This window comes from Bradyrhizobium sp. BRP19 (assembly GCF_020194195.1).
In the GTDB taxonomy this organism is placed as follows: Bacteria; Pseudomonadota; Alphaproteobacteria; order Rhizobiales; family Xanthobacteraceae; genus Bradyrhizobium; species Bradyrhizobium yuanmingense.
The window spans coordinates 141,663-164,697 of sequence record NZ_JADYVZ010000014.1; the positions used below are offsets into that span (position 1 = coordinate 141,663).

Annotated in this window: 19 protein-coding genes; 7 read left to right on the plus strand and 12 right to left on the minus strand. The window is 65.4% G+C overall.

The window, feature by feature from the left end; translation table 11 throughout:
* The first annotated feature begins 15 nt into the window (after positions 1-15).
* From I6F36_RS30545 to I6F36_RS30555, 3 genes are all read left to right on the plus strand, one after another.
* On the plus strand, positions 16-1,743 hold the full coding sequence (locus tag I6F36_RS30545; RefSeq protein ID WP_036030586.1) for a hypothetical protein: 1,728 nt from the start codon (positions 16-18) through the stop codon (positions 1,741-1,743).
* A gap of 216 nt (positions 1,744-1,959) precedes the next feature.
* Complete coding sequence (locus tag I6F36_RS30550) at positions 1,960-2,685, plus strand: thermonuclease family protein (RefSeq protein WP_036015924.1); 726 nt, start codon at positions 1,960-1,962, stop codon at positions 2,683-2,685.
* A 102-nt stretch (positions 2,686-2,787) separates the two neighbouring features.
* Entirely contained in the window at positions 2,788-3,975 is a 1,188-nt protein-coding gene (locus tag I6F36_RS30555; protein ID WP_036015923.1) for an alanine--glyoxylate aminotransferase family protein, read from the plus strand.
* 166 nt (positions 3,976-4,141) lie between these two features.
* Here the strand turns inward: I6F36_RS30555 and I6F36_RS30560 are convergent, their stop codons facing one another.
* The gene (locus I6F36_RS30560) at positions 4,142-5,248 is read right to left on the minus strand and encodes a hypothetical protein (protein WP_225145563.1); all 1,107 of its coding nucleotides are present in this window, start codon (positions 5,246-5,248) and stop codon (positions 4,142-4,144) included.
* Positions 5,248-6,684: an MBOAT family protein gene (locus I6F36_RS30565; RefSeq protein WP_225131153.1), complete on the minus strand. Its 1,437-nt coding sequence runs from the start codon at positions 6,682-6,684 to the stop codon at positions 5,248-5,250. Before I6F36_RS30565 ends, I6F36_RS30560 begins: the two co-directional genes overlap by 1 nt.
* Positions 6,685-6,996: 312 nt before the next feature.
* Between I6F36_RS30565 and I6F36_RS30570 the strand changes: the two genes are divergently transcribed.
* Entirely contained in the window at positions 6,997-9,096 is a 2,100-nt protein-coding gene (locus I6F36_RS30570; RefSeq protein WP_225172783.1) for a S9 family peptidase, read from the plus strand.
* A 97-nt stretch (positions 9,097-9,193) separates the two neighbouring features.
* Here I6F36_RS30570 and I6F36_RS30575 read toward each other — a convergent pair whose 3' ends face one another.
* The 3 genes from I6F36_RS30575 to I6F36_RS30585 all read right to left on the minus strand — a co-directional run bounded on the left by I6F36_RS30575 (position 9,194) and on the right by I6F36_RS30585 (position 14,211).
* Positions 9,194-9,913: a ribonuclease activity regulator RraA gene (locus I6F36_RS30575; RefSeq protein WP_225131150.1), complete on the minus strand. Its 720-nt coding sequence runs from the start codon at positions 9,911-9,913 to the stop codon at positions 9,194-9,196.
* Positions 9,914-10,035: 122 nt separating this feature from the next.
* Positions 10,036-11,769, minus strand: coding sequence for an L-arabinonate dehydratase (araD, locus tag I6F36_RS30580; RefSeq protein WP_225131148.1), 1,734 nt, complete (start codon positions 11,767-11,769; stop codon positions 10,036-10,038).
* Positions 11,770-12,030: 261 nt separating this feature from the next.
* Positions 12,031-14,211, minus strand: coding sequence for a methyl-accepting chemotaxis protein (locus tag I6F36_RS30585; protein WP_225172784.1), 2,181 nt, complete (start codon positions 14,209-14,211; stop codon positions 12,031-12,033).
* A gap of 384 nt (positions 14,212-14,595) precedes the next feature.
* Here I6F36_RS30585 and I6F36_RS30590 point away from each other — a divergent pair, with 384 nt between their 5' ends.
* Together I6F36_RS30590 and I6F36_RS30595 are read left to right on the plus strand one after the other, a co-directional pair.
* Positions 14,596-15,015: a response regulator gene (locus I6F36_RS30590; protein ID WP_225172785.1), complete on the plus strand. Its 420-nt coding sequence runs from the start codon at positions 14,596-14,598 to the stop codon at positions 15,013-15,015.
* A complete protein-coding gene (locus I6F36_RS30595; RefSeq protein WP_225172786.1) occupies positions 14,993-18,598 on the plus strand; it encodes a PAS domain S-box protein in 3,606 nt (1,201 codons plus the stop codon). Before I6F36_RS30590 ends, I6F36_RS30595 begins: the two co-directional genes overlap by 23 nt.
* Before the next feature lie 176 nt (positions 18,599-18,774).
* On the opposite strand, the gene I6F36_RS30600 is transcribed toward I6F36_RS30595, so the two are convergent.
* Positions 18,775-19,410 (minus strand): response regulator transcription factor, encoded by a 636-nt coding sequence (locus I6F36_RS30600; protein ID WP_026202588.1) that lies wholly within the window; start codon positions 19,408-19,410, stop codon positions 18,775-18,777.
* A gap of 149 nt (positions 19,411-19,559) precedes the next feature.
* Here I6F36_RS30600 and I6F36_RS30605 point away from each other — a divergent pair, with 149 nt between their 5' ends.
* Positions 19,560-19,862 (plus strand): hypothetical protein, encoded by a 303-nt coding sequence (locus tag I6F36_RS30605; RefSeq protein WP_036015912.1) that lies wholly within the window; start codon positions 19,560-19,562, stop codon positions 19,860-19,862.
* Between the two features lie 21 nt (positions 19,863-19,883).
* Here I6F36_RS30605 and I6F36_RS30610 read toward each other — a convergent pair whose 3' ends face one another.
* From I6F36_RS30610 to I6F36_RS30635, 6 genes are all read right to left on the minus strand, one after another.
* The gene (locus tag I6F36_RS30610; RefSeq protein WP_036015910.1) at positions 19,884-20,387 is read right to left on the minus strand and encodes a response regulator; all 504 of its coding nucleotides are present in this window, start codon (positions 20,385-20,387) and stop codon (positions 19,884-19,886) included.
* 141 nt (positions 20,388-20,528) lie between these two features.
* The gene (locus tag I6F36_RS30615; RefSeq protein ID WP_036015908.1) at positions 20,529-20,846 is read right to left on the minus strand and encodes a hypothetical protein; all 318 of its coding nucleotides are present in this window, start codon (positions 20,844-20,846) and stop codon (positions 20,529-20,531) included.
* Between the two features lie 2 nt (positions 20,847-20,848).
* Positions 20,849-21,727, minus strand: coding sequence for a protein-glutamate O-methyltransferase CheR (locus tag I6F36_RS30620; RefSeq protein WP_057030290.1), 879 nt, complete (start codon positions 21,725-21,727; stop codon positions 20,849-20,851).
* Between the two features lie 61 nt (positions 21,728-21,788).
* Positions 21,789-22,175, minus strand: coding sequence for a response regulator (locus I6F36_RS30625; protein WP_036015905.1), 387 nt, complete (start codon positions 22,173-22,175; stop codon positions 21,789-21,791).
* A gap of 31 nt (positions 22,176-22,206) precedes the next feature.
* On the minus strand, positions 22,207-22,680 hold the full coding sequence (locus I6F36_RS30630; RefSeq protein ID WP_057030291.1) for a chemotaxis protein CheW: 474 nt from the start codon (positions 22,678-22,680) through the stop codon (positions 22,207-22,209).
* Positions 22,681-22,712: 32 nt separating this feature from the next.
* A partial coding sequence (locus tag I6F36_RS30635) for a response regulator (RefSeq protein ID WP_225172787.1) occupies positions 22,713-23,035 on the minus strand: 323 nt, incomplete at its 5' end.

The following is a 23,035-nucleotide window of genomic DNA, read 5'->3' on the forward strand; positions in this document are numbered from 1 at the left end:
GCGACCAGGTATTTCATGAGCTTTCATTATTTTGCCGGCGCCGCCTGCCGGGCGCTGACGGCGCGGAAGGACGGCCCCTCGCTTTACGACGTCTGCGATCCCGTATTGTCGGATACGGCCAGCGGCGATCCGCATCTCGCCAAATTCTACAGGACCGCCCTCGGCAATCCCGCGCTGCGGATCCTGCTCCGCCGCGCCGGCCTGCCCGAGCTGCGCGACGAGGGGATGCTGACGCGGCTGCGCGCGGCCCTCGCCCAGGCCCGCGACGAGGCCGAGCCCGACTGGGCGGCGGTCGGGCAGCCGATCGCCGATCTCGTCGACAGCATCGCGCTCGACCACCCCAAGCCGCCGCCGGTGCCGTTCACCGCCACCATGCCGCAGAGCGCTGAGATCGACGGCGTGATCCGCGATTGCGCGCAGCATCTGCTCGGCTCGTACCGCCGCAACGGCTTCCTGCCGACCTACGCCGCCTTCAACCTGATCGGCGATCCTGATGTCCGCGGCCGCGAGCTGATCATGGCGCTCACGGGCCTCAACGCGCGCGGCTACAAGAATTCCTCGCTGCTGTTCAACCTCGCCCGCGTCTTCATCGCGCGCTCGCCCGCGCGCGCCGTGGTCAATCCGCCCTGGAAAGGCATTGCCGAGCCGATGTGGGAGCCGGTGCAGATCCGCCACCGCTCGGCCTATTACGACGCGTTCTTCATCGAGGCCCTGCTCGGGTTCGTCGAGACCGGGCTCGCCTCCCCGGCCGACAAGGTCGCGGCGGAGCGCGCGATCGCCGACATGGTCGATTTCTGCGTCAACATCAGTCGCGAGGAGGTCGAGGGCTTGGGCGGCGCGCGCTTCAACGTCGTCACCGCACTGGCGCCGGCGCCGCATCCGCGCTTCTCCCGTTACTTCGCGCAGATCAAGCAGGACCTCGGTTTCGGCATCTACGTGCCGGATTGCGACACCACGGCCTGCTCGATCTCCGCGGCGACGCAGGCCGGCTGTACCGACGCGATCATCGACCAGCCGCTCCTGGACTTCTATGCGGGCTATCAGGTGCGCGCCGGCGTCAACGAACCGCGCGTGACCGTGCCGCTCAACGACAATATCGACTATGAGGGCGGGGTTGCGACCTGGATCGACAATCTCAAGGGCGAGCGCCCTTACGGCAACGATCTCGATCCGACGCTCAATCTCGACATTCTCGAGGTAAGCTTCCGCAACCTTGAGCGCTGGAAGGTGCTGGAGACGCCGTCGCGGCTTGCAACATTGCACCGGATCATCGGCTTTCAGAAGCGGCTGGCCGCCAGCGGCGCCTTCGCCAATCCGCGCTCGCACATCTATTATCTGCCGGAGCTCTACAGCGCCTATTTCGGCCGCTGCTATGCCGCCTTCCTGGCGCTGCCGCTGGCGGCGCAGGCCGCGATCGATCCCGCCGGCGATTTCGATTTCATCCGCCATCGCGTGCTGTCCTACGTCAAGGGCGAGCTGATGGCGGCCGAGATGAACGTGTTCGACGCCGCGCTGGCGCTGATCGCGCTCGGCCATCTCGGCGCCGACCCGCGCGCCTTCGCACCGGCGCTGAACGTGATCGTCGCCGGGCTCGGTGAAGGCGGCCGCCGCGGCCCGTTCCGCGCCTATGAATGGAACAAGATGAAGACGCCGACGCGGATCCTGGTCGGTGGCCCGGAGGTGACCTCGGCGTTCGTGCTGATGGGGCTGGCGGTGGCGAAGCGGGCGATGGCGCGAGGGTGAGGGGTCTCGTAGGGTGGATTAGCGAAGCGTAATCCACCATCTAACCTCCGCGGATACGAACAGTGGTGGGTTACGCCTTCGGCTAACCCACCCTACGAGACTGTCGCAAAATGACAGGAAGTTGAAAGCCTATCTGTTCGGCATGCGCTGGCCGCGCGGCCAAAAGCCGACCACAATTGCGCCGTCTATCGAGATTTTCATCACAACTGGACGGGCATGTTGCGAAAGGTCCTGATTGCGCTGTCTTTGTTCGCCATCCCTTCGCTGGCGGATGCCGCCGAGATCACCGGCACGGCAAAGGTCCGCGCTGGCGATGCGGTGGTGATCGGCACCACGCGGATCCGGCTCGGCGGCATCGACGCGCCTGCAATCGACCAGCTCTGCCTTAACACCAAGTCCGAGCGCTGGACTTGCGGCGTCGCGGCCCGCGATGAGCTCGCCAGATACGCCGAGGGCAAGACTTGGGTCTGCCGCCCGAGATCGGTCGACCGGCGCGGCCGCACCGTGGCGCGCTGCGAGGTCGGCGGCGAGGACATCCAGAAATGGCTGGTGCGCAACGGCTGGGCGCTGGCCTACGCCCACATGTCCCGCGACTATGAAGCCGATGAAAAGGCCGCGCGGGAGGCCAAGGCAGGGATGTGGCAGGGCGCCTTCATCGCGCCGTGGGACTGGCGCGTCCGCAACAAGAAGACCGCGATCCTCGGCGCGACCAAGCCGCCTGACGGCGCGCACGCGGTGCTGCTCGCTTCGGCCTCGGGGCCGGTCGCGCCGTCGCCGGACTGCACCATCAAGGGCAACGTCAACAGCTCCGGGGAGTGCATCTTTCACCAGCCGACCAGCCGCTGGTACACGCAGATCAGGATGAAGATCAGCAAGGGCACCCGCTGGTTCTGCTCGGTCGAGGAGGCCGAAGCGGCCGGTTGCCGGGAGACGAAGCGATAACCCAGCCCTGCATTTTGCGCGCTTTTCTCGGGACGCGCCGGCACGTAAAAGCATGATTCAGCGACCCACCATCCTGTTCTCAGGCAATAAGGACCGACAGCAATGACCGTTCGCGCGGGCCGGGAGTTTCTGGCCATCCCCGGGCCCACCACGATGCCCGACGAGGTGCTGCGGGCGATGCACCGTCCGGCGATCGACATCTACTCCCAGGAGATGCTGGATCTCACCGAGAGCCTGCTCAGCGACATCTCCAAGCTGTTCGCGACCAAGGGCAAGTCCTACATCTACATCGCCAACGGTCACGGCGCCTGGGAAGCGGCGCTGAGCAACGTCCTGTCGCGCGGTGACAAGGTGCTGGTGCTGGAGAGCGGTCGGTTCGCGATCGGGTGGGGCAACGCGGCGGCGCTGATGGGCGCCGAGGTCGAGGTGCTCAAGGGCGATTGGCGCCGCGCGGTGCGGCCGCACGAGGTCGAGGAACGCCTGCGCCGCGACAAGGAGCACAGCATCAAGGCCGTCGTCGTGGTCCAGGTCGACACGGCCTCCGGCGTGCAGAACGACATCGAGGCGATCGGCAAGGCGATCAAGGCGAGCGGCCATCCCGCGCTCTACATGGTCGATACCGTCGCCTCGCTCGGCTGCATGCCGTTCGAGATGGACAAATGGGGCATCGACGTTGCGATGTCCGGCTCGCAGAAGGGCCTGATGACGCCGCCCGGCCTCGGCTTCGTCGCCGCCAATGCGCGCGCGCTCGAGGTGCACAAGAAGGCCAACATGTCGACGCCCTATTGGAGCTGGAGCGAGCGCGAGGGCACCGAGAATTATCGCAAATATGCCGGCACCGCGCCGGTGCATCTGCTGTTCGCGTTGCGCAAAGCGATCGACATGCTGCACGAGGAAGGCCTGGAGAACGCCTTCCGCCGCCACAGCCTGCTCGGCGAAGCCGCCCGCCGCGCGGTCTCGGTCTGGTCGGAAGGCCAGGTACTCGGATTCAACGTGGCCGAAGCCAGCGAGCGCTCCAACACCGTGACCACGGTGACGATGAGCAACGGCCACGATCCGGCGGTGCTGCAACGCTATTGCAAGGACAAGTGCGGCGTCGTGCTCGGCACCGGCATCGGCGATCTCTCCGGCCAAGCCTTCCGCATCGCCCATATGGGCCATGTCAATGCGCCGATGCTGCTCGGCACGCTCGGGGTGATCGAGGTCGGGCTGAACGCGCTGAAGATCCCGCACGGCAAGGGCGGGCTGGAGGCGGCGGTCGCGTATCTCGGGGAAGAGGTGGCGGTGTAAGTCGCGCGCGCCTCTTCCTTCTCCCCTTGTGGGAGAAGGTGGCGCGAAGCGCCGGATGAGGGGTTCTATCCGCGATTCCCGACTGCCAGGACTCGCGGAGAGAACCCCTCACCCGTCTCGCCGCTGCGCGGCGAGCCACCCTCTCCCGCAAGGGGAGAGGGGAAGATCAGCGCTCCACCCGATACGCCTCCACCTGTGCCTTCAGCTCATTCAGCGGCGCGAGCGGCGCTTTCGGGTCGACGCGGTGCTCCCCGCTTGCCAGCCATCTCAGCACCATCGCGTCCACGGCCGGCGAATGGTGGATAACGTCGCTGTAATTGTTAAGATCGTGCGTCACCGCCTTGAGCGCGCGGAAATCGTGCAGGCGGACGTTGGGCAGTTGCGTCAATCGCTGCGCAATGTGCGCCGTGAGATCGGTGACAACCTTCAGCGTTTCGGGCGAGGCATCGCGCATCGCGACGAATTGCAGGATCGAATAGGGCGGGAGGTAGATGTCGAAGGTCACGTCGGGGTGGCGCGCGATCAGGCCGACGGCGTCCTGCTCGAAATGCCGGACCATGGCTTCGTAGCTGTAGCCTTCGCCGAGGAAGCGGCTGCGTACGGGGCTGGTAATGTAGGCAAAGGCGGCGAGCGTCTTCTTTGCGTTGTAGTCGCGCGCGACGTCGAAATCCCGCGGCAGGGCGTAGATGTCGTCGACGTCTGACAACGCAAACTTGACCGGCAGATAAGGCGACGCCCGGGTCAGCGGCTCCCGCAGCAGCGGGACGGACCGCAGCAGCGCGAACACCGATTCCTTCGCCATCGCCGCGCTGAACAGATAGGAGGCGATGCCCTTGGCGGTTCGGCGATAAAGATCGACGGACAAATAAGGGTCGGTCTCGATGTCCGCGGCATCGATGAAGATGAAATCGTCCATTTCCCAGATCACGCGCCTTGCGCCGCGGTCGATCGCCTGCTCCAGCACGAAGGCCTGCTGACGCGAGTTGGAGCCGGTCATCGCTAGCTTGAGCGAGCGGACACGAAGCGCGCGATCGATGTCGCTCTGGCGGAAATGGATCGCAAGCGAGGTGCCCATGAAGGCGGTGTCGAACGGCTGGCTGCTGATCAGCCCGGCATTCTGCACGCGCGTGTCCTCCGAGTAGAAGGCCGGGACAAGGCGCGAGGGGCGGAACAGCTGCAGGGGATCGACGATGAAGGTGAGCGCCGCGGCGCTCAGTACGCAGGCCGCGCTCGCCAGCAGAAGACGCCCGAGATTGGTGAATGCGCCCTGCATCAGAACCGGAAATAGATGAATTCGCTGTGGCTCTGGATGCCCAGGAAGCCGAAGGCGAGCAGCAGCGAGGCCGCATAGAGCACCAACGGCCGCGTGCGCCCTGCCCGCAAGGCCTCGCCGACCTCGCGGTTGCCGTGGTCGTATTCCATCAGCGCTTGTGTGTTCGGCGCCAGCCACACCAGCGCCGCATAGATCGCGACTTGCACCAGGGCCGCGATCTCCTCGCGGCCGAGCACGAGGTTCGAAGGGGCAGCCATGGCGTGGAGCACCCGCAATGCCCAGGCGACGCTCTCGGCACGGAAGAACACCCAGGCGATGACGACAGCGAGGAAGGTCAGCACGGCGCCGGCGATGCGAGCTGGGCGTGCAATCAGCGGCGGACCGTTCGGCACCAAGGCATTGAAGGCATGATTGACGCAGAGATAGGCGCCATGCAGCGCGCCCCAAATGACAAAAGTCCAGGCCGCGCCGTGCCAGAGCCCGCCGAACAGCATCGTGATCATCAGATTGACGTAGCGCAGCACGCGGCCTCTGCGGTTGCCGCCGAGCGGGATGTAGAGATAGTCGCGCAGGAATTGCGACAGCGTCATGTGCCAGCGCCGCCAGAACTCGACGATGCTGGTGGCCTTGTAGGGCGAGTTGAAATTGACGGGCAGGAAGATGCCGAACATCAGCGAGATGCCGATCGCCATGTCGGAATAGCCGGAGAAGTCGAAATAGAGCTGGAAGGTGTAGGCGAGTGCGCCGAGCCAGGCCTGGTCGAAGCTCGGCGAGCGCGCCTCGAAGGCGAGCGCGACCAGCGGCTGGATGCCGTCGGCAAGGCAGGTCTTCTTGAACAGGCCGATCGCGAAGATGATGATTCCGCACAACATGAGATGCCCGTCCGGGCGCTTGGTCTCCTCGTGCTCGAATTGCGGGATCATGTCCTTGTGATGGAGGATGGGCCCCGCGATCAGATGCGGGAAGTACGTCACGAACAGCGCGTAATGCGGCAGCGCATAGGCCGCGACCTGGCCGCGATAAGCGTCGACCAGAAACGCGATCTGGGTGAAGGTGTAGAAGGAGATGCCGACCGGCAGCAGGATGTGGAGCGCGACATCCGTGCCGAGCAGCGCGTTGACGTTCTCCGCGACGAAGCCGGCATATTTGAAGATGCCGAGCATGAGGAGATCGCCGACGACGCCGAGCGCGAGTGCGGCCTTTCGTTGCGGGTGCGTGAGCTCCGCCACGATGAGAAGATGGCCGACGCCGTAGTTGAAGGCGATCGAGAGCAGCAGAAGGGCGACGAACTGCCAGCTGCCGATTGCGTAGAAGGTGATCGAAGCCAGCGCCAGCCAGACCACCGGAGCCAGATTGCTGCGCCGGCCGAGCCGGAAATAGCCGGCGAGCACGACCGGCAGGAACAGCAGGATGAACGCATAGGAATTGAACAGCATCGGGCTGGACCGGCGGCGGGATATTGCCCCTCAAAGCACACAAGGGGCCGATCAACAACCCGGCAGCATGGGCGGTCGTGCTGGCAATCCGCGGAATCGGAACGATATAAGGTGGGACACGGCGAGCCGCTTTTTCTTCTCCCTCTCCCCGTTCTTAAGGGGAGAGGGTCGGGGTGAGGGGCTCTCTCCACAGATGAGACCATAGCGAGACCTGTACCCCCTCACCCGGAATTTGCTGTCGCAAATTCCGACCTCTCCCCGCAGGCGGGGAGAGGTGAAGGAGGCCGCGCCACATATTTGAACGAGGACCGAGTGACCCAAGCCAAGACGCCTTCGAAGCCCCCCGTCGCCCCGCGCCGGCTGCATTCCTTCACGCGGCACGGCATTACCGTGACTGACGATTATGCCTGGCTGAAGGACGCGAACTGGCAGGAGGTGCTGCGCGATCCCGCCGTGCTCGATCCTGACATCCGCAAATATCTCGACGAGGAGAACGCCTACACCGAGAGCCTGCTCGGCCACACCTCGGGCCTGCAGAAGACGCTGGTGCGCGAGATGCGCGGGCGGATCAAGGAGGACGATTCCAGCGTGCCGTCACCGGATGGGCCGTTCGCCTATTTCCGCAGGTTTCGCGAGGGCGGGCAGCACGAGCTGTTCGGCCGCATGCCGCGCGACGGCGGCGACGGCCAGATCGTGCTCGATGGCGACGCGCTCGCCAAGGACCACCAATATTTCAAGTTCGGCGGCAGCCGCCACTCCTACGATCACAAGCTGCAGGCCTGGAGCGCCGACACCAAAGGCTCCGAGTATTTCTCCATTCGCGTCCGCGACTGGGCGACGGGAAAGGACCTCGACGATCTCGTCGAGGAGACCGACGGCGGCGTGGTCTGGGCTGCGGACTGCAAGAGCTTCTTCTATGTGAAGCTCGACGACAATCACCGCCCGATGCAGGTTTGGCGGCACAAGCTCGGCACCAAGCAAGCCGACGACACGCTGGTCTATGAGGAGCAGGATGCGGGCTGGTTCACCCACCTGCATGAAAGCACCAGCGGCCGCTTCTGCGTGATCGCGGGCGGCGATCACGAGACCAGTGAGCAGCGGCTGATCGATCTCGCCAATCCCGAGGCGCCGCCGCGCCTGGTCGCTACGCGCGAGGAGGGCGTGCAGTATTCGCTCGCCGACCGCGGCGACGAACTTTTCATCCTCACCAATGCCGACGATGCCATCGACTTCAAGATCGTCACCACGCCGCTTAGCCAGCCCGAGCGCAAGAACTGGCGCGATCTAATTCCGTATCGGCCCGGCATCTACATCATCGACCTCGATCTCTATGCCGGCCATTTGGTGCGGCTGGAGCGCGCCAATGCGCTGCCCTCTGTCGTGATCCGCGACCTCGCTAGCGGGGAGGAGCATGCCATCGCCTTCGACGAGGCCGCCTATTCGCTCGATACGATGGGCTCCTACGAATTCGACACGACGACACTGCGCTTTGCCTATTCGTCGATGACGACGCCGTCGGAAGTCTATGATTACGACATGGTCAAGCGCACGCGCGTCTTGCGCAAGCGGCAGGAGATTCCGTCAGGCCACGACCCGGCCGACTACGTCACGACGCGCATCATGGCGAAATCGTATGACGGCACCGAGGTGCCGGTCTCGATCCTCTATCGCCGCGGACTGAAGCTCGACGGCGCAGCGCCGCTGTTACTCTACGGCTACGGCTCCTACGGCATGGCCATGCCGGCCTCGTTCAGCGCCAACCGCCTGTCGCTGGTCGACCGCGGCTTCGTCTATGCCATCGCCCATATCCGCGGCGGCGCCGACAAGGGCTGGGGCTGGTATCTCGACGGCAAGCGCGAGAAGAAGACGAATTCGTTCGACGATTTCGCCGCCAGCGCCCGCGCGCTGATCGATGCAAAATACACCAGCGCCAAGCGCATCATCGGCCATGGCGGCTCGGCCGGCGGCATGCTGATGGGCGCGGTCGCCAACCGCGCCGGCGAATTGTTCGCCGGCATCGTCGCAGAGGTACCGTTCGTCGACGTGCTCAACACCATGCTCGACGACACGCTGCCGCTGACGCCGCCGGAATGGCCGGAATGGGGCAACCCGATCGAGAACGAGAAGGATTTCCGCACCATCCTGTCGTATTCGCCTTACGACAACGTCGCGGCAAAGGACTATCCGGCGATCCTGGCGATGGGCGGGCTTACTGATCCCCGGGTCACTTACTGGGAGCCCGCCAAATGGATCGCGCGCCTGCGCGCCACCATGCGTGGGGGCGGCCCGGTCCTGCTCCGCACCAACATGGGCGCCGGCCACGGCGGCGCCTCGGGCCGCTTCGACCGGCTCGACGAAGTCGCGATCGTGTACGCGTTCGCGCTGTGGGCAGCGGGGATGGCGGAGGCGTGACGTCGTAGCCCGGATGGAGCGGAGCGCAATCCGGGATTCGCGCAGAGATCAACACTGTTCCTGGATTACGCTCCGCTCCATCCAGGCTACGAGAGCGCTACCTCCCGTTCTTCTTGCGCCATTCCGCGAAATCGGTGAGCGTCCGCGGATCGGTGGCGGGATAGAGACCGAAGATGCCGCGGCCCTTGCCGACTTCCTCGGTGACGAAATCTTCGAACGCGGTCATCTCGAAGGTTTCGTTGGCGATCTCGTCTGCCAAATGCGCGGGTATCACGATGACCCCGTCGGCATCGCCGAGGATGACGTCGCCGGGAAACACCGGCGCATCGCCGCAGCCGATGGGCACGTTGATGTCGATCGCCTGATGCAGCGTCAGATTGGTCGGCGCCGAGGGACGATGGTGGAAGGCGGGAAAGCCGAGCCTTGAGATCTCGGCGGAGTCGCGAAAGCCGCCGTCGGTGACGACGCCGGCGACGCCGCGCTTCATCAGCCGCGTGACCAGGATGGCGCCGGCCGAAGCCGCGCGCGCATCCTTGCGGCTGTCCATCACCAGCACCGCGCCCGGCGGGCAATCCTCGACCGCCTTGCGCTGCGGATGGGAGCGGTCCCTGAACACGTCGATGGTGTTGAGATCCTCGCGCGCCGGCATGTAGCGCAGCGTGAAGGCCTCGCCGACCATGGTCGGCTGGTCCGGGCTCAAGGGGCGGACGTCCTGGATCATCTGGATGCGCAGGCCGCGCTTGAACAAGGCGGTCGCGACGGTGGCGGTGGAGACGGATTTGAGTTTTGTGCGGGTGGCTTCGGAAAGTTTGGTCATGTCGTGCTCTCTCTCGTTCGTCATTCCGGGGCGCGCCACTTGGCGCGAGCCCGGAATCCATACTCCCTATCGTGGTTATGGATTCCGGCCCATCGCTTCGCGATGCCCCGGAATGACAGGTGCTAGTAGATCGACGGCTCGCCGATCGGCGCGCCGAAATCGGTCTCCAGGAAGTCGAAGTCGCAGCCGTCATTGGCCTGCTTGATGTGCTTGGTGAACATCCAGCCATAGCCGCGCTCGAAGCGCCGCGCGGGCTGCTTCCAGGCGGCGCGGCGTTTTGCGAGCTCGGCCTCGCTCACATCGAGATTGATGGTGCGCGCAGCGACATCGAGCGTGATGCGGTCGCCGTTCTGCACCAGCGCCAGCGGGCCACCGATATAGGATTCCGGCGAGACGTGCAGGATGCAGGCGCCGTAGCTGGTGCCGCTCATGCGCGCATCCGAGATGCGCACCATGTCGCGCACGCCCTGCTTCACGAGATTTGTCGGGATCGGCAGCATGCCCCATTCCGGCATGCCCGGTCCGCCCTGCGGCCCCGCATTGCGCAGGATGAGGATGTGATCCTCGGTGACGTCGAGATCGGGATCGTCGACCGCCTTCTTCATCGAGGGATAATCGTCGAATACCAGCGCGGGGCCGGTGTGCTTGAGAAAGCGCGGCGCGCAGGCGGAGGGTTTTATGACGCAGCCGTCCGGCGCGAGATTGCCCTTGAGCACGGCGAGCGCGCCCTCCTTGTAGATGGGATTGTCGATGCCGCGAATCACGTCGGCATTGTGGACCTCGGCCCCCTCGATGTTCTCAGCCAGCGTCTTGCCTGTGACCGTGACGCAATCGAGATGCAGATGCGGCTTGATCTGGCACATCAACGCCGGCAGGCCGCCGGCGTAGAAGAAGTCCTCCATCAGGTACGCATCGCCGCTCGGGCGGACGTTGGCGATGACGGGCACCTTGCGGCTGGCCGTCTCGAAATCGTCGAGGCCGATGTCCTGGCCGGCGCGGCGGGCCTGCGCGATCAGATGGATGATGGCGTTGGTGGAGCAGCCCATCGCCATCGCGACCGCAATGGCATTCTCGAACGCTTTGCGGGTCTGGATCACCTTCGGCGTCAGATCCTCCCACACCATCTCGACGATGCGGCGGCCGCATTCGCTGGCCATGCGGATATGGTTGGCGTCCGCGGCGGGGATCGAGGAAGCGCCCGGCAGCGTCATGCCGATCGCTTCCGCAATGGCTGTCATGGTCGAGGCGGTGCCCATGGTCATGCAGGTGCCGTAGCTGCGGGCGATGCCGGCCTCGATGTCGAGCCAGTCCTTGTCGGAGATCTTTCCGGCGCGGCGCTCGTCCCAATATTTCCAGCCGTCGGAGCCGGAACCCAGCGTCTTGCCCTTCCAATTGCCGCGCAGCATCGGGCCTGCCGGCAGATAGATCGCCGGAATGTTCATCGAGGTTGCTCCCAGGAGCAGCGCCGGCGTGGTCTTGTCGCAGCCGCCCATCAGCACCACGCCGTCGACGGGATGGCTGCGGAGCAGCTCCTCGGCGTCCATCGCCAGCAGGTTGCGATAGAGCATGGTGGTGGGCTTGAGCAGCGATTCGGACAGCGACAACGCCGGCAGCTCCAGCGGCAGGCCTCCCGCCATCAGGATGCCGCGCTTGACGTCCTCGACGCGCGACTTGAAGTGCATGTGGCAGGGCTGCGCGTCCGACCAGGTGTTGAGGATCGCGATGATCGGACGGTCCTTCCACTCCTCCGGCGCATAACCCATCTGCATGGCGCGGGAGCGATGGCCGAACGAGCGCAGATCGTCGGGCGCGAACCAACGCGCGCTGCGGAGCTGGTCGGGCGTTTTCTTCTTCATGATGGGGCCCCATTTTTGGATGGTATTCCGCTCGATCACGCGGAAGATCAGGGCTCGACAAAGAGCCGGATGATGATCTCGGTCAAGAGGCCTGTGAAGACTGCAGGTATGCCGAGGAGGGCAAGGGGAGCTTTGGGCGCTGGCGTGCAGCCGCAGCGGGTAGATCGACCGGCTGCGCCGGCTACATCTGTCCTCACCCGGGTGCGGAAGGCGGCCTACGCCGCTCCCGCGACGATCGAATTAGCCGGAGCCCATTCCGTTTTAGGCCGCGTTGCGGCCGCTGCACCGTTCCGGCCCGTGGTAATCGGCATCGCCGCTCTTGCGGCGGTCCATCGGACCGGTGCGCAGCCTGACGAAGAAGGCCTGGACCTCGACGGCGAGGCGTTCGGCCGCCCCCGCGACGTGGTTCGCGGCACCCATCACCTCGTCGGCCGAGCGATTGGTTTTCGCGATGGCGCCGGAAACGGTGCCGATGCTGGTCGCCAACGTCTGTGTCCCCGACGCCGCCATCTGAACGTTCTGCGAGATCTCGCGCGTGGCGGCCCCCTGCTCTTCCACGGCGCTTGCGATCGCCGCGGTCACCTCGTCGATCCGGCGCATGGCGGTTGCGACCTCCTTGACGGAGGCGACCGCGCTGCCGGTCGCGTTCTGGATCGCGACAATGTGCTGCGCGATCTCCTGCGTCGCCTTGCGGGTCTGTTCGGCCAGCGCCTTGACCTCGGACGCCACCACGGCAAAGCCGCGACCGGCCTCGCCGGCGCGCGCGGCCTCGATGGTGGCGTTGAGCGCCAGGAGGTTGGTCTGGGCCGCGATCGCCTGGATCAGGTCGACCACCGAGCTGATGCTCTGTGCGGCGTGCGCGAGCCCTTCGATCTCACTCTCCGAACGCGCGGTCACCTCGCCCGCGGAGCGCACGGTCGTGTTGGACAGCTCGATCTGGCGGCCGATCTCGACGATGGAGCCCGCGAGCTGCTCGGCCGCCGCGGCGACGGTCTGGACGTTGCCCGCGGTCTGTTCGGAGGTGGTCGCTGCGGACGCGGCTTGGCTCGTCGCATGATTGGCGATGCCGCTGAGGCTCTCTGCGGTCTGCCGCATGGTGCCCGCATTCTCGCCGACTAGGGCGAGCAGGTCGCGCGAGGTCGCGCGAAATTCCTCGACCGCCCCCTCCACGTTGCGGTTGGCCGCTTCGCGTGCCTCCGCCTCGCGCGCGAGGGACGCCGCCGCCCGTTGCTGGGCAATCACATTGTCGCGGAATTTGGCTACCGCCTGCGACACCACGCCGATCTCGTCGCCGCGCTCGGCCGTCCTGAATTCGACGCTGGTGTCGCCGCCGGACAGGCGCGCAGAATCGCCCACCAACTCGATGATCGGACGGGTGATGGAGCGCGCAACCAGGATCGCAATCGTTGCCCCGAGCGCAAGCGCTGCGGCGAGCAGGATCCATTGCAGCAGGAGCAATCTCTCGACTGCGTCGGCCACACTGCGGGCGTCGTCGGCGAGCTTCGATTGTTGATCGCTCTTGAGACCGCCCGAGCGCTTGCCATCGGTGTCCTTGCGACCGTCGAGCAGGTCGAGGATCCGGGCGGCGCGCGGCGCGGCCTCGGTCGACAGGATGAAGACCGGCATATTCCATTGCGGCGTCTGGCGGATGGCGAAGATCTTCTGCGGCAGCGGTATGAACGCCTCGTTCGCCTTGACGATGGCCCGATAAGCGGTCGCCTGCCGTGCGGTGAGCAGATCGGTCTGGGTACCGACCGACGCAAGCGCGGCCCTGAAGGTCGCCAGCGGCTTTTCGAACTTGTCACGATCGGCCGCCTCGCCCGAGGCAACGTACAGGCGCAATTGAGATCCCGCGGCGGCAAGATTGCCACGCACATCGGCAAACGTCTTGAGCAGGCGCTTGCGCGGCGGCGTCGCCTCCAGCGCCTCTTCCTCGTCGATCATGCCGGTGATCTCGGCGAACATGGCCGAGATCAGCGGCGCGGCTTCCTTCGCCAGCAATTCGCTCGCCGGATAGGCCGAAGGCGTGAAGGCGGCCGCTTCGGCCTTGTCCTGGGCCTTGCGGAATTCCGCCATCAACGTTCTGGCCTCGCTCCAATTGGTCTTGTTCTGGGGGCTGGAAAAGCCCTCTGCCATGCGGTCGACTGCAGCGGCCGTGCGATCCAGCTCGGCCCAGACCGCGGCCCGGTCGCGCTTGCCCTGCGCATCGCCAGTCAGCAGATAGCCGCGCAGCGTCGAAAGCGTGGAATAGAGATTGCCGACGAGCTCCGTGCTCGCGATCGCGACCGGCGCGCGTTGATCCACGACTGTCCTGATCCGCGACGAAATGTCCGAGACGGCGGCGACGGTGTAGATGACGGTCGCTGCGAGCAGGCCGCAGATCAACGCGAAGCCGCCGAGCAGCCGGGTGCGAATTCCGGTGTTCGCGATCGATTTGAACATGAGAGATCTCGAGCTGGTGGCCGGTTGGGGGAACCGGCTTCGTCGGGTAAAGGAATGCCGAAATTGAAATACGCGAGGTACCGAGATGGAACTCGCGGAGATAGTAGTTCGCCCTCTTTAATTCGCGGTGAAGATCGGGTTCCGTACAACTACGGCGAGAAGAATATCTCCTGTCTTTGAAACGACTTATTGCGTTCGGACCGGATCGCATATGCACGCAAGCGTGCGTACCGGCCACAGCGCCTCGTCTGTCGCCACGCCAGGAAGGCATTCGCGGCAAACGCGAAGTGCTTGCAGCGCGGCCAGAATCCGCGCAACAATTTCGCATTTGTTGCTTTGATTTGGGGCCGCTGGAACGCCAAATGCGGCCGGAGGATTTTAGGCGTGGCCAACATCCTGATCGTGGATGACGATCCGGCCGTCCAGTTCACCATCCGGCTGCTGCTGGAACGGGCGGGTCATCACGTGACGGTCGCCGAGGATGGCCGCAAGGGGGTGGCGCTGTTCGAGGCCAGCCGGTTCGACCTGCTGTTTCTCGACATCTTCATGCCCGGCATGGACGGACTGGAGACGATGCGTCACATTCGGGCGCTCGCCCCGGCCGTTCCGATCGTCGTCATCTCCGGCCGTTCGTTCACGCCGGATGCCTATGCGGAGCCGGACTTCCTGAAGATGGCGACCAAGCTCGGCGCCGTGGCCAGCCTGCAAAAGCCGTTCCGGCCCGATGCACTGCTTGCCGTGGTCGCAGATTGCCTGAAGGCCGACGCGCCAGAGGGGTCCGATGTCCGCTCCGGCCGCCGATGACAAGAACGCCTCTGCTGCAAGCCAAAAATGGCGCAGCGCTGCGGCAGGTCCGGCGAAACTCCCCATGCGAGCAGCAACGACGCTGGCCACGCGGCTGGCCCTCGCGATGATCCTGCTGGTTGCTGTCACCGTGGCCGCAGTCGGATGGTTGGGCTATCGCAACACCACACAGGCCGTCATTCCGCGGGTGCTGGAGCGGGTCGAAGCCCAATCCCGCCTGCTTGCAACCAACCTTGAATCCTACGTTGCCGGCGTACGCGGCGATCTGGTCGGCTATCGCGCCGCAGCGGCAATCAACGGCCTGATCCGGGCTCATGCCGGCGGCGGGATCGATCCGGCGGACGGCGTCTCGCAGCAGACCTGGCGCGAGCGTATCGCGGCGCGGCTCGCGGCCGAGATCGACGCCAAGCCCATCTACGGGCAGTTCAGGATCATCGGCGTCGACGACGACCAGCGCGAGCTGGTCCACGTCGATCGTTCGGGTCCCAACGGAGCAGCCCGGATCGCTCCGGACAGCGAATTGGAGCGCAAGAGTGGCCGCGCCTACTTCCAGGAAACCATACGGCTCGGGCCCGGCGAGATCTATGTGTCTCCCATCGAGCTCGCGACCCGTCAGGGGGGAACGACGGCGCCTCACGCGCCGACTTTGCGCGTGGCGATGCCGCTGTTCACGGCCGACGACAAGCCGTTCGGCATCATCGTGGCCAATATCGACATGCGCCCGGCACTCGAGCGGGTCCGCGCGGCGACAACCTCGGGCGGAGATATCTACGTCGTGAATGCGCGCGGCGACTATCTCGTCCATCCCGACCGGACGCGGGAGTTCGGGTCATCGCGGGGCCATCCGACCGATTGGCGCAAAGACCTTCCGTTCTTGTCAGAACTGGCCGGCACGTCGGACGTGGCCACGCGGGTCACAACCGACGAGGCGGGCCGGACGAGCGGCGCGGCATTCGTGCCGTTATCGCTTGCGGGCAAGGAATGGGTCGCCATCGTCGCGACTGTTCCCCCGTCCGTGTTCGGCCGCGTGCCGGCCGCCATTCAAAAAACGTCCCTGCTCGTCGGCGTGCTGGCTGTTCTCGCCGCGGCTGCGCTCGCGGTGCTGCTGGCGCGCTCGTTGACCCGCCCGATCGGGCGTCTGACGGAGGCGGTGCAGGCCATCGGCAGCGGACGTCCCGCGGAGATCCCCGTCGATGCTAGCGGCGAGACCGGCGTGCTGGCCCGGGCCTTTGCGCGGATGGTGGAGGAGATGCGCGCGAAAACGGCCGCGCTCGAACGCGAGATCGAGGAGCATCGCCGCACCGAGGCCGCGCGGAGCCATCACGCGGCGCGCGAGAACCTGTTCAGTGCCGCGGTGGAATCGTCCGACGATGCGATCGTCATGCAGACGCTCGATGCCATCATCACCGGCTGGAATCCGGCCGCCGAACGCCTTTACGGCTATACGGCGGAGGAGGCGATCGGCAAGCCCACCTCGATCATCGTCCCGTCCGACCGCCGCGAACAGGGCAAGGACTATCTGCGGCGGATCGCGCGGGGCGAGCCGATCGAACGCTTCGAGACGGTCCGCCTGCGCAAGGACGGCACGCCGGTCGAGATTTCGCTCGGCCTGTCGCCGATCAAGGGACCGTCGGGCGAGATCATCGGCGCGTCCGGAAGCGCGCGCAGCCTGACCGAGGCGCGGCGCGCCGAGCGGGCGCTGCAGCACCAACTCGAGGAGCGGCGTCAGATCTTCGAGACGTCGCAGGATCTGATCATGGTCATGGACGCGCGGGGTCATGTCGCGCAGATCAGCCCGAGCAGCGAGACCATTCTCGGCTATCGGCCGGACGAGATGATCGGCCGCAGCGGCGCCGACTTCATCCATCCCGATCACCTGGAGCAGTCCCGTGCCGAGATGCGGGCGATGCGACACGGCGAGCGCGTCAGGCTGGCCGACACCCGCTGCTACCACAAGAACGGGCACGAGGTCTGGCTGTCCTGGCTCGGCAGTTGGTCCGAGCGCGCCAAGCGCTTCTTCTTCGTCGGGCGCGACATGACGGAAGCGCGGCTCGCGCAGGAATCGCTGCTCGAGAGCGAGCGGCTCGCCCGCAACATCGTCGAGACCTCGCTCGACGCCTTCGTCCAGACCGACGAGACCGGAAGCATCCTGAACTGGAACTCGCAGGCGGAACAGCTGTTCGGCTGGCGCCGCGACGAGGTGCTCGGCAAGAGCACGATCGACCTCATTGTCGCCGAGAGCGAACGTGGCCGGGTCCGAGCCGGCCTGAAACGCTTCCTCGAAGACGAGGGTGGCCGGACGCTGAACCGCCGCCGCGAGCTGATGTGCTGCCGGCGCGACGGCAAGGAATTCAAGGCCGAGTTGAGCGTCACCGCGCTGAAGCGGCGCGAGGGCCTGCTGTTCAACGTCTTCTACCGCGACCTCACCGACAAGATCGCCGCCGATGAGCGCATCCGCCATGCCGAGAAGATGGAGGCCGTCGGCCAGCTGACCGGCGGCGTGGCGCATGACTTCAACAACATTCTCACCGTCATCACCGGGACGATCGAAATTCTCGCGGAGGCGGTCGCCAAGGAGCCGCAGCTCGCGGCGATCACCAAGATGATCGACGAGGCCGCCGCGCGCGGCGCCGACCTGACCCAGCACCTGCTCGCCTTCGCGCGCAAGCAGCCGCTCCAGCCGCGCGAGATCGACATCAACTCGCTGATCGTCGACACCGCAAAGTTATTGCGTCCGACGCTCGGCGAGCAGATCCAGATCGAATCGGTGTTCGAGGACGAGAATTGCGTTGCCATCGTCGATCCCAACCAGCTCACCACCGCGATCCTCAACCTCGCGCTCAATGCGCGCGACGCCATGCCCGGCGGCGGCAAGCTGATCGTGGAGACCGGCGCCGCCTATCTCGACGAGGTCTATGCCAGCGCCAACGACGTGCCGCCGGGGCACTACGTGCTGATCGCCGTGAGCGACACCGGCACCGGAATCCCTGCGAACATGCTGCCCCGGGTGTTCGATCCCTTCTTCACCTCGAAGGGGCCCGGCAAGGGCACCGGACTCGGGCTTTCGATGGTCTACGGCTTCATCAAGCAGTCCGCAGGTCACATCAAGATCTACAGCGAGGAGGGCCACGGCACCACGATCAAGATGTATCTGCCGCCCGGCAAGACGCCGACGGCGGTCGGCGAGGGCGTGACACCGGCGACGATCGAGGGCGGACACGAGACGATCCTGGTGGTCGAGGACGACCGGCTGGTGCGCGACTACGTCCTGGCGCAGTTGCATTCGCTGGGTTACGTCACGTTGCAGGCCGCGAACGCCGCGGAGGCGCTCGCGATCGTCGCGGCCGGCAAGCCGTTCGACCTTCTGTTCACCGACGTCATCATGCCCGGCAAGATGAACGGACGGCAGCTCGCGGACGAGCTGATGAAGACGCGCCCGGATCTCAAGGTGGTCTACACGTCAGGCTATACCGAGAACGCGATCATCCATCACGGCCGGCTGGATTCCGGCGTGGTGTTGCTGGCCAAGCCCTATCGCAAATCGGATCTGGCGCGGATCATCCGCAAGGCGTTGAGCGGGTGAAGGCCCGTAGCCCGGATGGAGCGCAGCGCAATCCGGGAACAATCGTGCGGCGCGCGAAATCCCGGATTACGCTTGCGCTCCATCCGGGGCTACGAAACCGTCGGTGAGGAGAGATGGACCCGGCTCAGCAACGCATCATTGCATGATGCGCTGCTGAGCCGTGGCACGAGACCATGTTACGACGCGCGCTGGGCTGCGGTCATCACGATGCGGATCAGGTCGGCGGCATTGCGCGCGCCGAGCTTCTTCATGATGTTGGCACGGTGGTCCTCGATGGTGCGCGGACTGATGCCGAGCGTGCGGCCAGCCTCCTTGTTGGAGGCGCCGGAGGCGAACTGCTCCAACACCTCGCGCTCCCTGCGCGTCAGCGGCTCGCGGCCGGGGAAATGCAGCGAGCCGAATTTCGGCGACGCGTTCTCCGCCTGCCTGCGTGCATAGGCACCGATCGCCTCGTCGAGACGGCCGACGATCTCGCTGCCGCGGAACGGCTTCTCGATGAAGTCGAGCGCGCCGCTCTTGATCGCGCCCACCGCCATCGCGATGTCGCCCTGCCCGGAGATCATGAAGATCGGCGCAGGATAATCCTCGCCGTGCAGCTCCTTCAGGATGTCGAGACCCGACTTCCCGGGAATATTCACGTCGAGCAGGATTGCAGCCGGCGTGCGGTTTCGCGCGACGGAGAGCAGCGCTGCACCGTCCGCAAAACAGATCACTTCATAGCCCGCCGCCTTCAACACCATCGACAAGGTGTCGCGAACGGCAGGGTCGTCATCGACCACGAAGATTTCACCGCGAGAGCTTTGTTCGGCCATGTGCCACATCCGGTTGGCATGAAGGACTCGCGTCCGCGCCATTCGTTATGGCGCTCGGCGCGGATTCGGCCCACCCGTATTTGTACGGGACATGGACTTAACGCACAAGTAGCGGCATGGCGCCTAATTGCATTGGACGGAGAATATCCATGCTAAATTTGGCCGACACGCCGCCTCCTGTCGCAACGTCCGAAGTCGAGAGCCGTGAGCTGATTGCGGCGGACCTTCGTTTACTGATCGCACAGATCGAGACCAGCATGCGCCGGATCGCCGCAGCCATGGATCAAGAACACGGCAGCGATCCGGAAGGTTCCGCAGATGTCGTCTTGCTCGACGACGTCACGCCCCGCTACGCCAGCGCGAGCGCGGCCCTCAATGTCTGCCGGGCGGGCCTCGGCCACGCCCTGCAATGTCTATCGGAATCCGGCAACGCGGCCGGAAGCCGCGTCTGACCGTATGGCGGCTCCGCAAGCTCAGGCGCGGTGCCGTTCAACGATCGCGTCGGTGGCGACACCACCCCAGGTGTGAATCGCCGGTAGGCCCATCGCGGTCTTGCCGAGATTGGCGAGGCTGATGCGCAGCGCCGCGAGATCCAGCGGCTTCGGCAGGCTCTGGAGCTCGATGCCGACCGAACGGGCGAAGCTGCGGGCGGCACTGCGGCGCTTGCCGTCCATGCCGCTGATGACGATCACGGAGCCTGCAAACTTCGCGCTCGCCATCTCGCGCAGCACGTCGACGCCGTCGCCATCCTCCAGCACGAGATCGAGCGTCACGCAGTCGAAGCGCGCGGCGCGCAGCTTCTCGATCGCGTCCGCCACCGATGGCGCCACAGTGACCTCGTGGCCCGCCTGCTTGGCCGCGACCGTGATCAGGCGGCGCTGCGTGGCGTCGTCATCGACCACCAGGAGCTGAAGTGCACGCCGCTCGGCGCCGTCGGGCAGGTTTGACGAGATCGGGGAAAGAGAACTTCTGGGCATTGCCGTATCCTGGGATTGAGAGCGTCAATGGATACACGGCTCGCGCTGAAGCCGCGTAAAGCTGCCGCGAGCAATTGACTCGGAAACGTTCAGCAAATGTGAAGCAAAGTGCGGGAAAGCGCAGCGACGGCGGCGGCGAGATCAGGCCGCGGCGTCGTGGCCACCGGCCGCACCGCGCTTCTTCCGGTTCTTGCCGCGCAGGAACTGGATGTCCATTTCGGCGCCGTTGACACGGACCAGCTCGCAGCGACGATAGGCGAGACCCGTGGACGACAGCAGCAGGAAGAACTCCTTCAGGTTCAAGCCCTGGATCGAGCCCTCCACCGTGAGAACCGCGTCGGTGTCGGAGATCGCGTTGAGCTTGCAGTCGCGCCGCCAGGTGCCGTCGATCGCCATGATGCAGACATCATAGCCGCGGCTGAAGGTCACACGCTCCGCGCCCTTGCCATCCTCGGCCATGATTATCGTCCCGCCATCGCCGCCATGCGCGGCGCCGCACCGGCGAGAACCGGCTTGGCCGCGGCCGCGCGCGGATCATTCGGCTTGTAGAGGCCGCGCCGCTCCGGAATCGGCCGGAACGTGTCGGTCAGTCCAACCACGGTCTCGGCGGCGCCGAGCACCAGGAAGCCGTCGGGCTCGATCTGGCGCGCCAGGCGGTTGAAGATATTGATTTTGGTATCCTGATCGAAATAGATCAGCACGTTGCGGCAGAAGATGACGTCGAAGGTGCCGAGCTGGGCGAAATCGTGCAGCAGGTTGAGCTGGCGGTGCTGGATCATCGCCCGCAATTCGGGATTGATCTGCCAGGTCTCGCCGGTCTGCTTGAAATATTTCACCAGCATCTGGATCGGCAGGCCGCGCTGCACCTCGAACTGGCTGTAGACGCCGGCCTTGGCCTTCTCCAGCACCTCTTGCGACAGGTCGGTCGCGATGATCTCGACGCGCCAGCCGGTGAGGGCCGCGCCCATCTCCTTCAGGCACATCGCCAGCGAATAGGGCTCCTGCCCGGTCGAGCCCGCGGCACACCAGATGCGCACGCTGCGCTTGGCCGCACGCGCCTTGATGACCTCCGGCATGATGTGGTCGCGGAAATGATCGAACGGGACCTTGTCGCGGAAGAAGAAAGTCTCGTTGGTGGTCATGGCCTCGACCACGTCGGTGATCAGCTGGCGCGAACCGCCTTGCAGCTTCTGCACGAGCTCGGCGATGCCGGACAGCCCCGCCTTGCGGGCGAGCGGCAATAGGCGGCTTTCGATCAGATATTGCTTGTCTGCGGACAGGTCGAGACCGGAATTATCCTTCAGGAACTTACGCAGGTACTCATACTCGGTCGGGGTCACGGATGGCCTCTCGAAAGCTGTACTGGAACACTCTGGCCCAAGCGCTTTGGGCCTGACACACTCAGACCATGACTTGTCCGACCGGGATCAAACCAACTTCAGCGAACTTGTCGGCGATGATGTCTTTGTCGAAGGGCTTCATGATGTACTCGTTGGCACCGCCGCTGAGCGCCTGAGCGATGTGAGCCACGTTGTTCTCGGTGGTGCAGAACACCACTTTCGGCTGGTCGCCGCCTGGCAGGCGGCGCATGTGGCCCATGAACTCGAAGCCGTCCATGACCGGCATGTTCCAGTCGAGCAGCACCGCGTCGGGCAGCTGCCGCTGGCAGATCTCGAGCGCCTTCGAGCCGTCCTCGGCCTCGGTGACCTCGAACTCCAGACCTTCCAGGATCCGGCGCGCGATCTTGCGCACCACGCTGGAATCATCGACCACCAAACACGTCTTCATTTCTGTTCTCCGGCTTCGATGTTTCGTTGGCTCAGGCGGCCATTTGCGTCTTGGTTTCGAGCTCGAGGACGCGGTCGACGTCGAGGACGACCATGAGCTGGCCGTCGAGGCGGTGGACGCCGCCGGCGAGCTTGGCCATGCGGGGGTCGAGGTTGACGGGGTTTTCTTCCTTACCGTCCTCGGGCAGTCGCAGCACCTCGCCGATCTGGTCGATCAGGAGGCCATAGGATTCGCCGCGCAGGTCGACGCCGACCGCCATCGCGGTCTTGCCGTCCTCGTCCTTGGGCAGGCCGAGGCGCGAGCGCATGTCGACCACGGTGACGATGCGGCCGCGCAGGTTCAGCACGCCCGCGATCTCACGCGAGGCCAGCGGCACGCGGGTGACGCGCTCGGGCATGAACACGTCCTGGACGCGGGAGATCGGCAGCCCGAACAGCTGGCCACCGATCATCGCGGTGACGTATTCGACCATGGCGCCTTCAGCGGACTGGGTCTTCTTGCTCATTTCAGTGTCTCCTGGTCCATGCCGCTCAAGGTTTAAGCCGCGGCCGCCCGGCTCAGCTCGGAGGCGCCGGCGGCGCCCGCGGTCTGCTCCTTCAGCGCCGCGATCAGGCCGGGACGGTCGAACTTGGCGACGTAATCGTGGAAGCCGGCTTGACGGCCGCGCTCGATCGCCGCCGGCGACACCAGCGCCGACAGGCCGATGATCGGCGTCGCAGCGAGGTTGTTGTCGGAGCGGACGACTTCCGCGAACTCGAACCCGTTCATGTCGGGCATCTCGATGTCGGTCAGGATCACGTCGAAGTTTTGGGCGCGCAGTGCCGCGAGGCCCTCCTGCGCGGTCGGCGCGGTGCGGACGC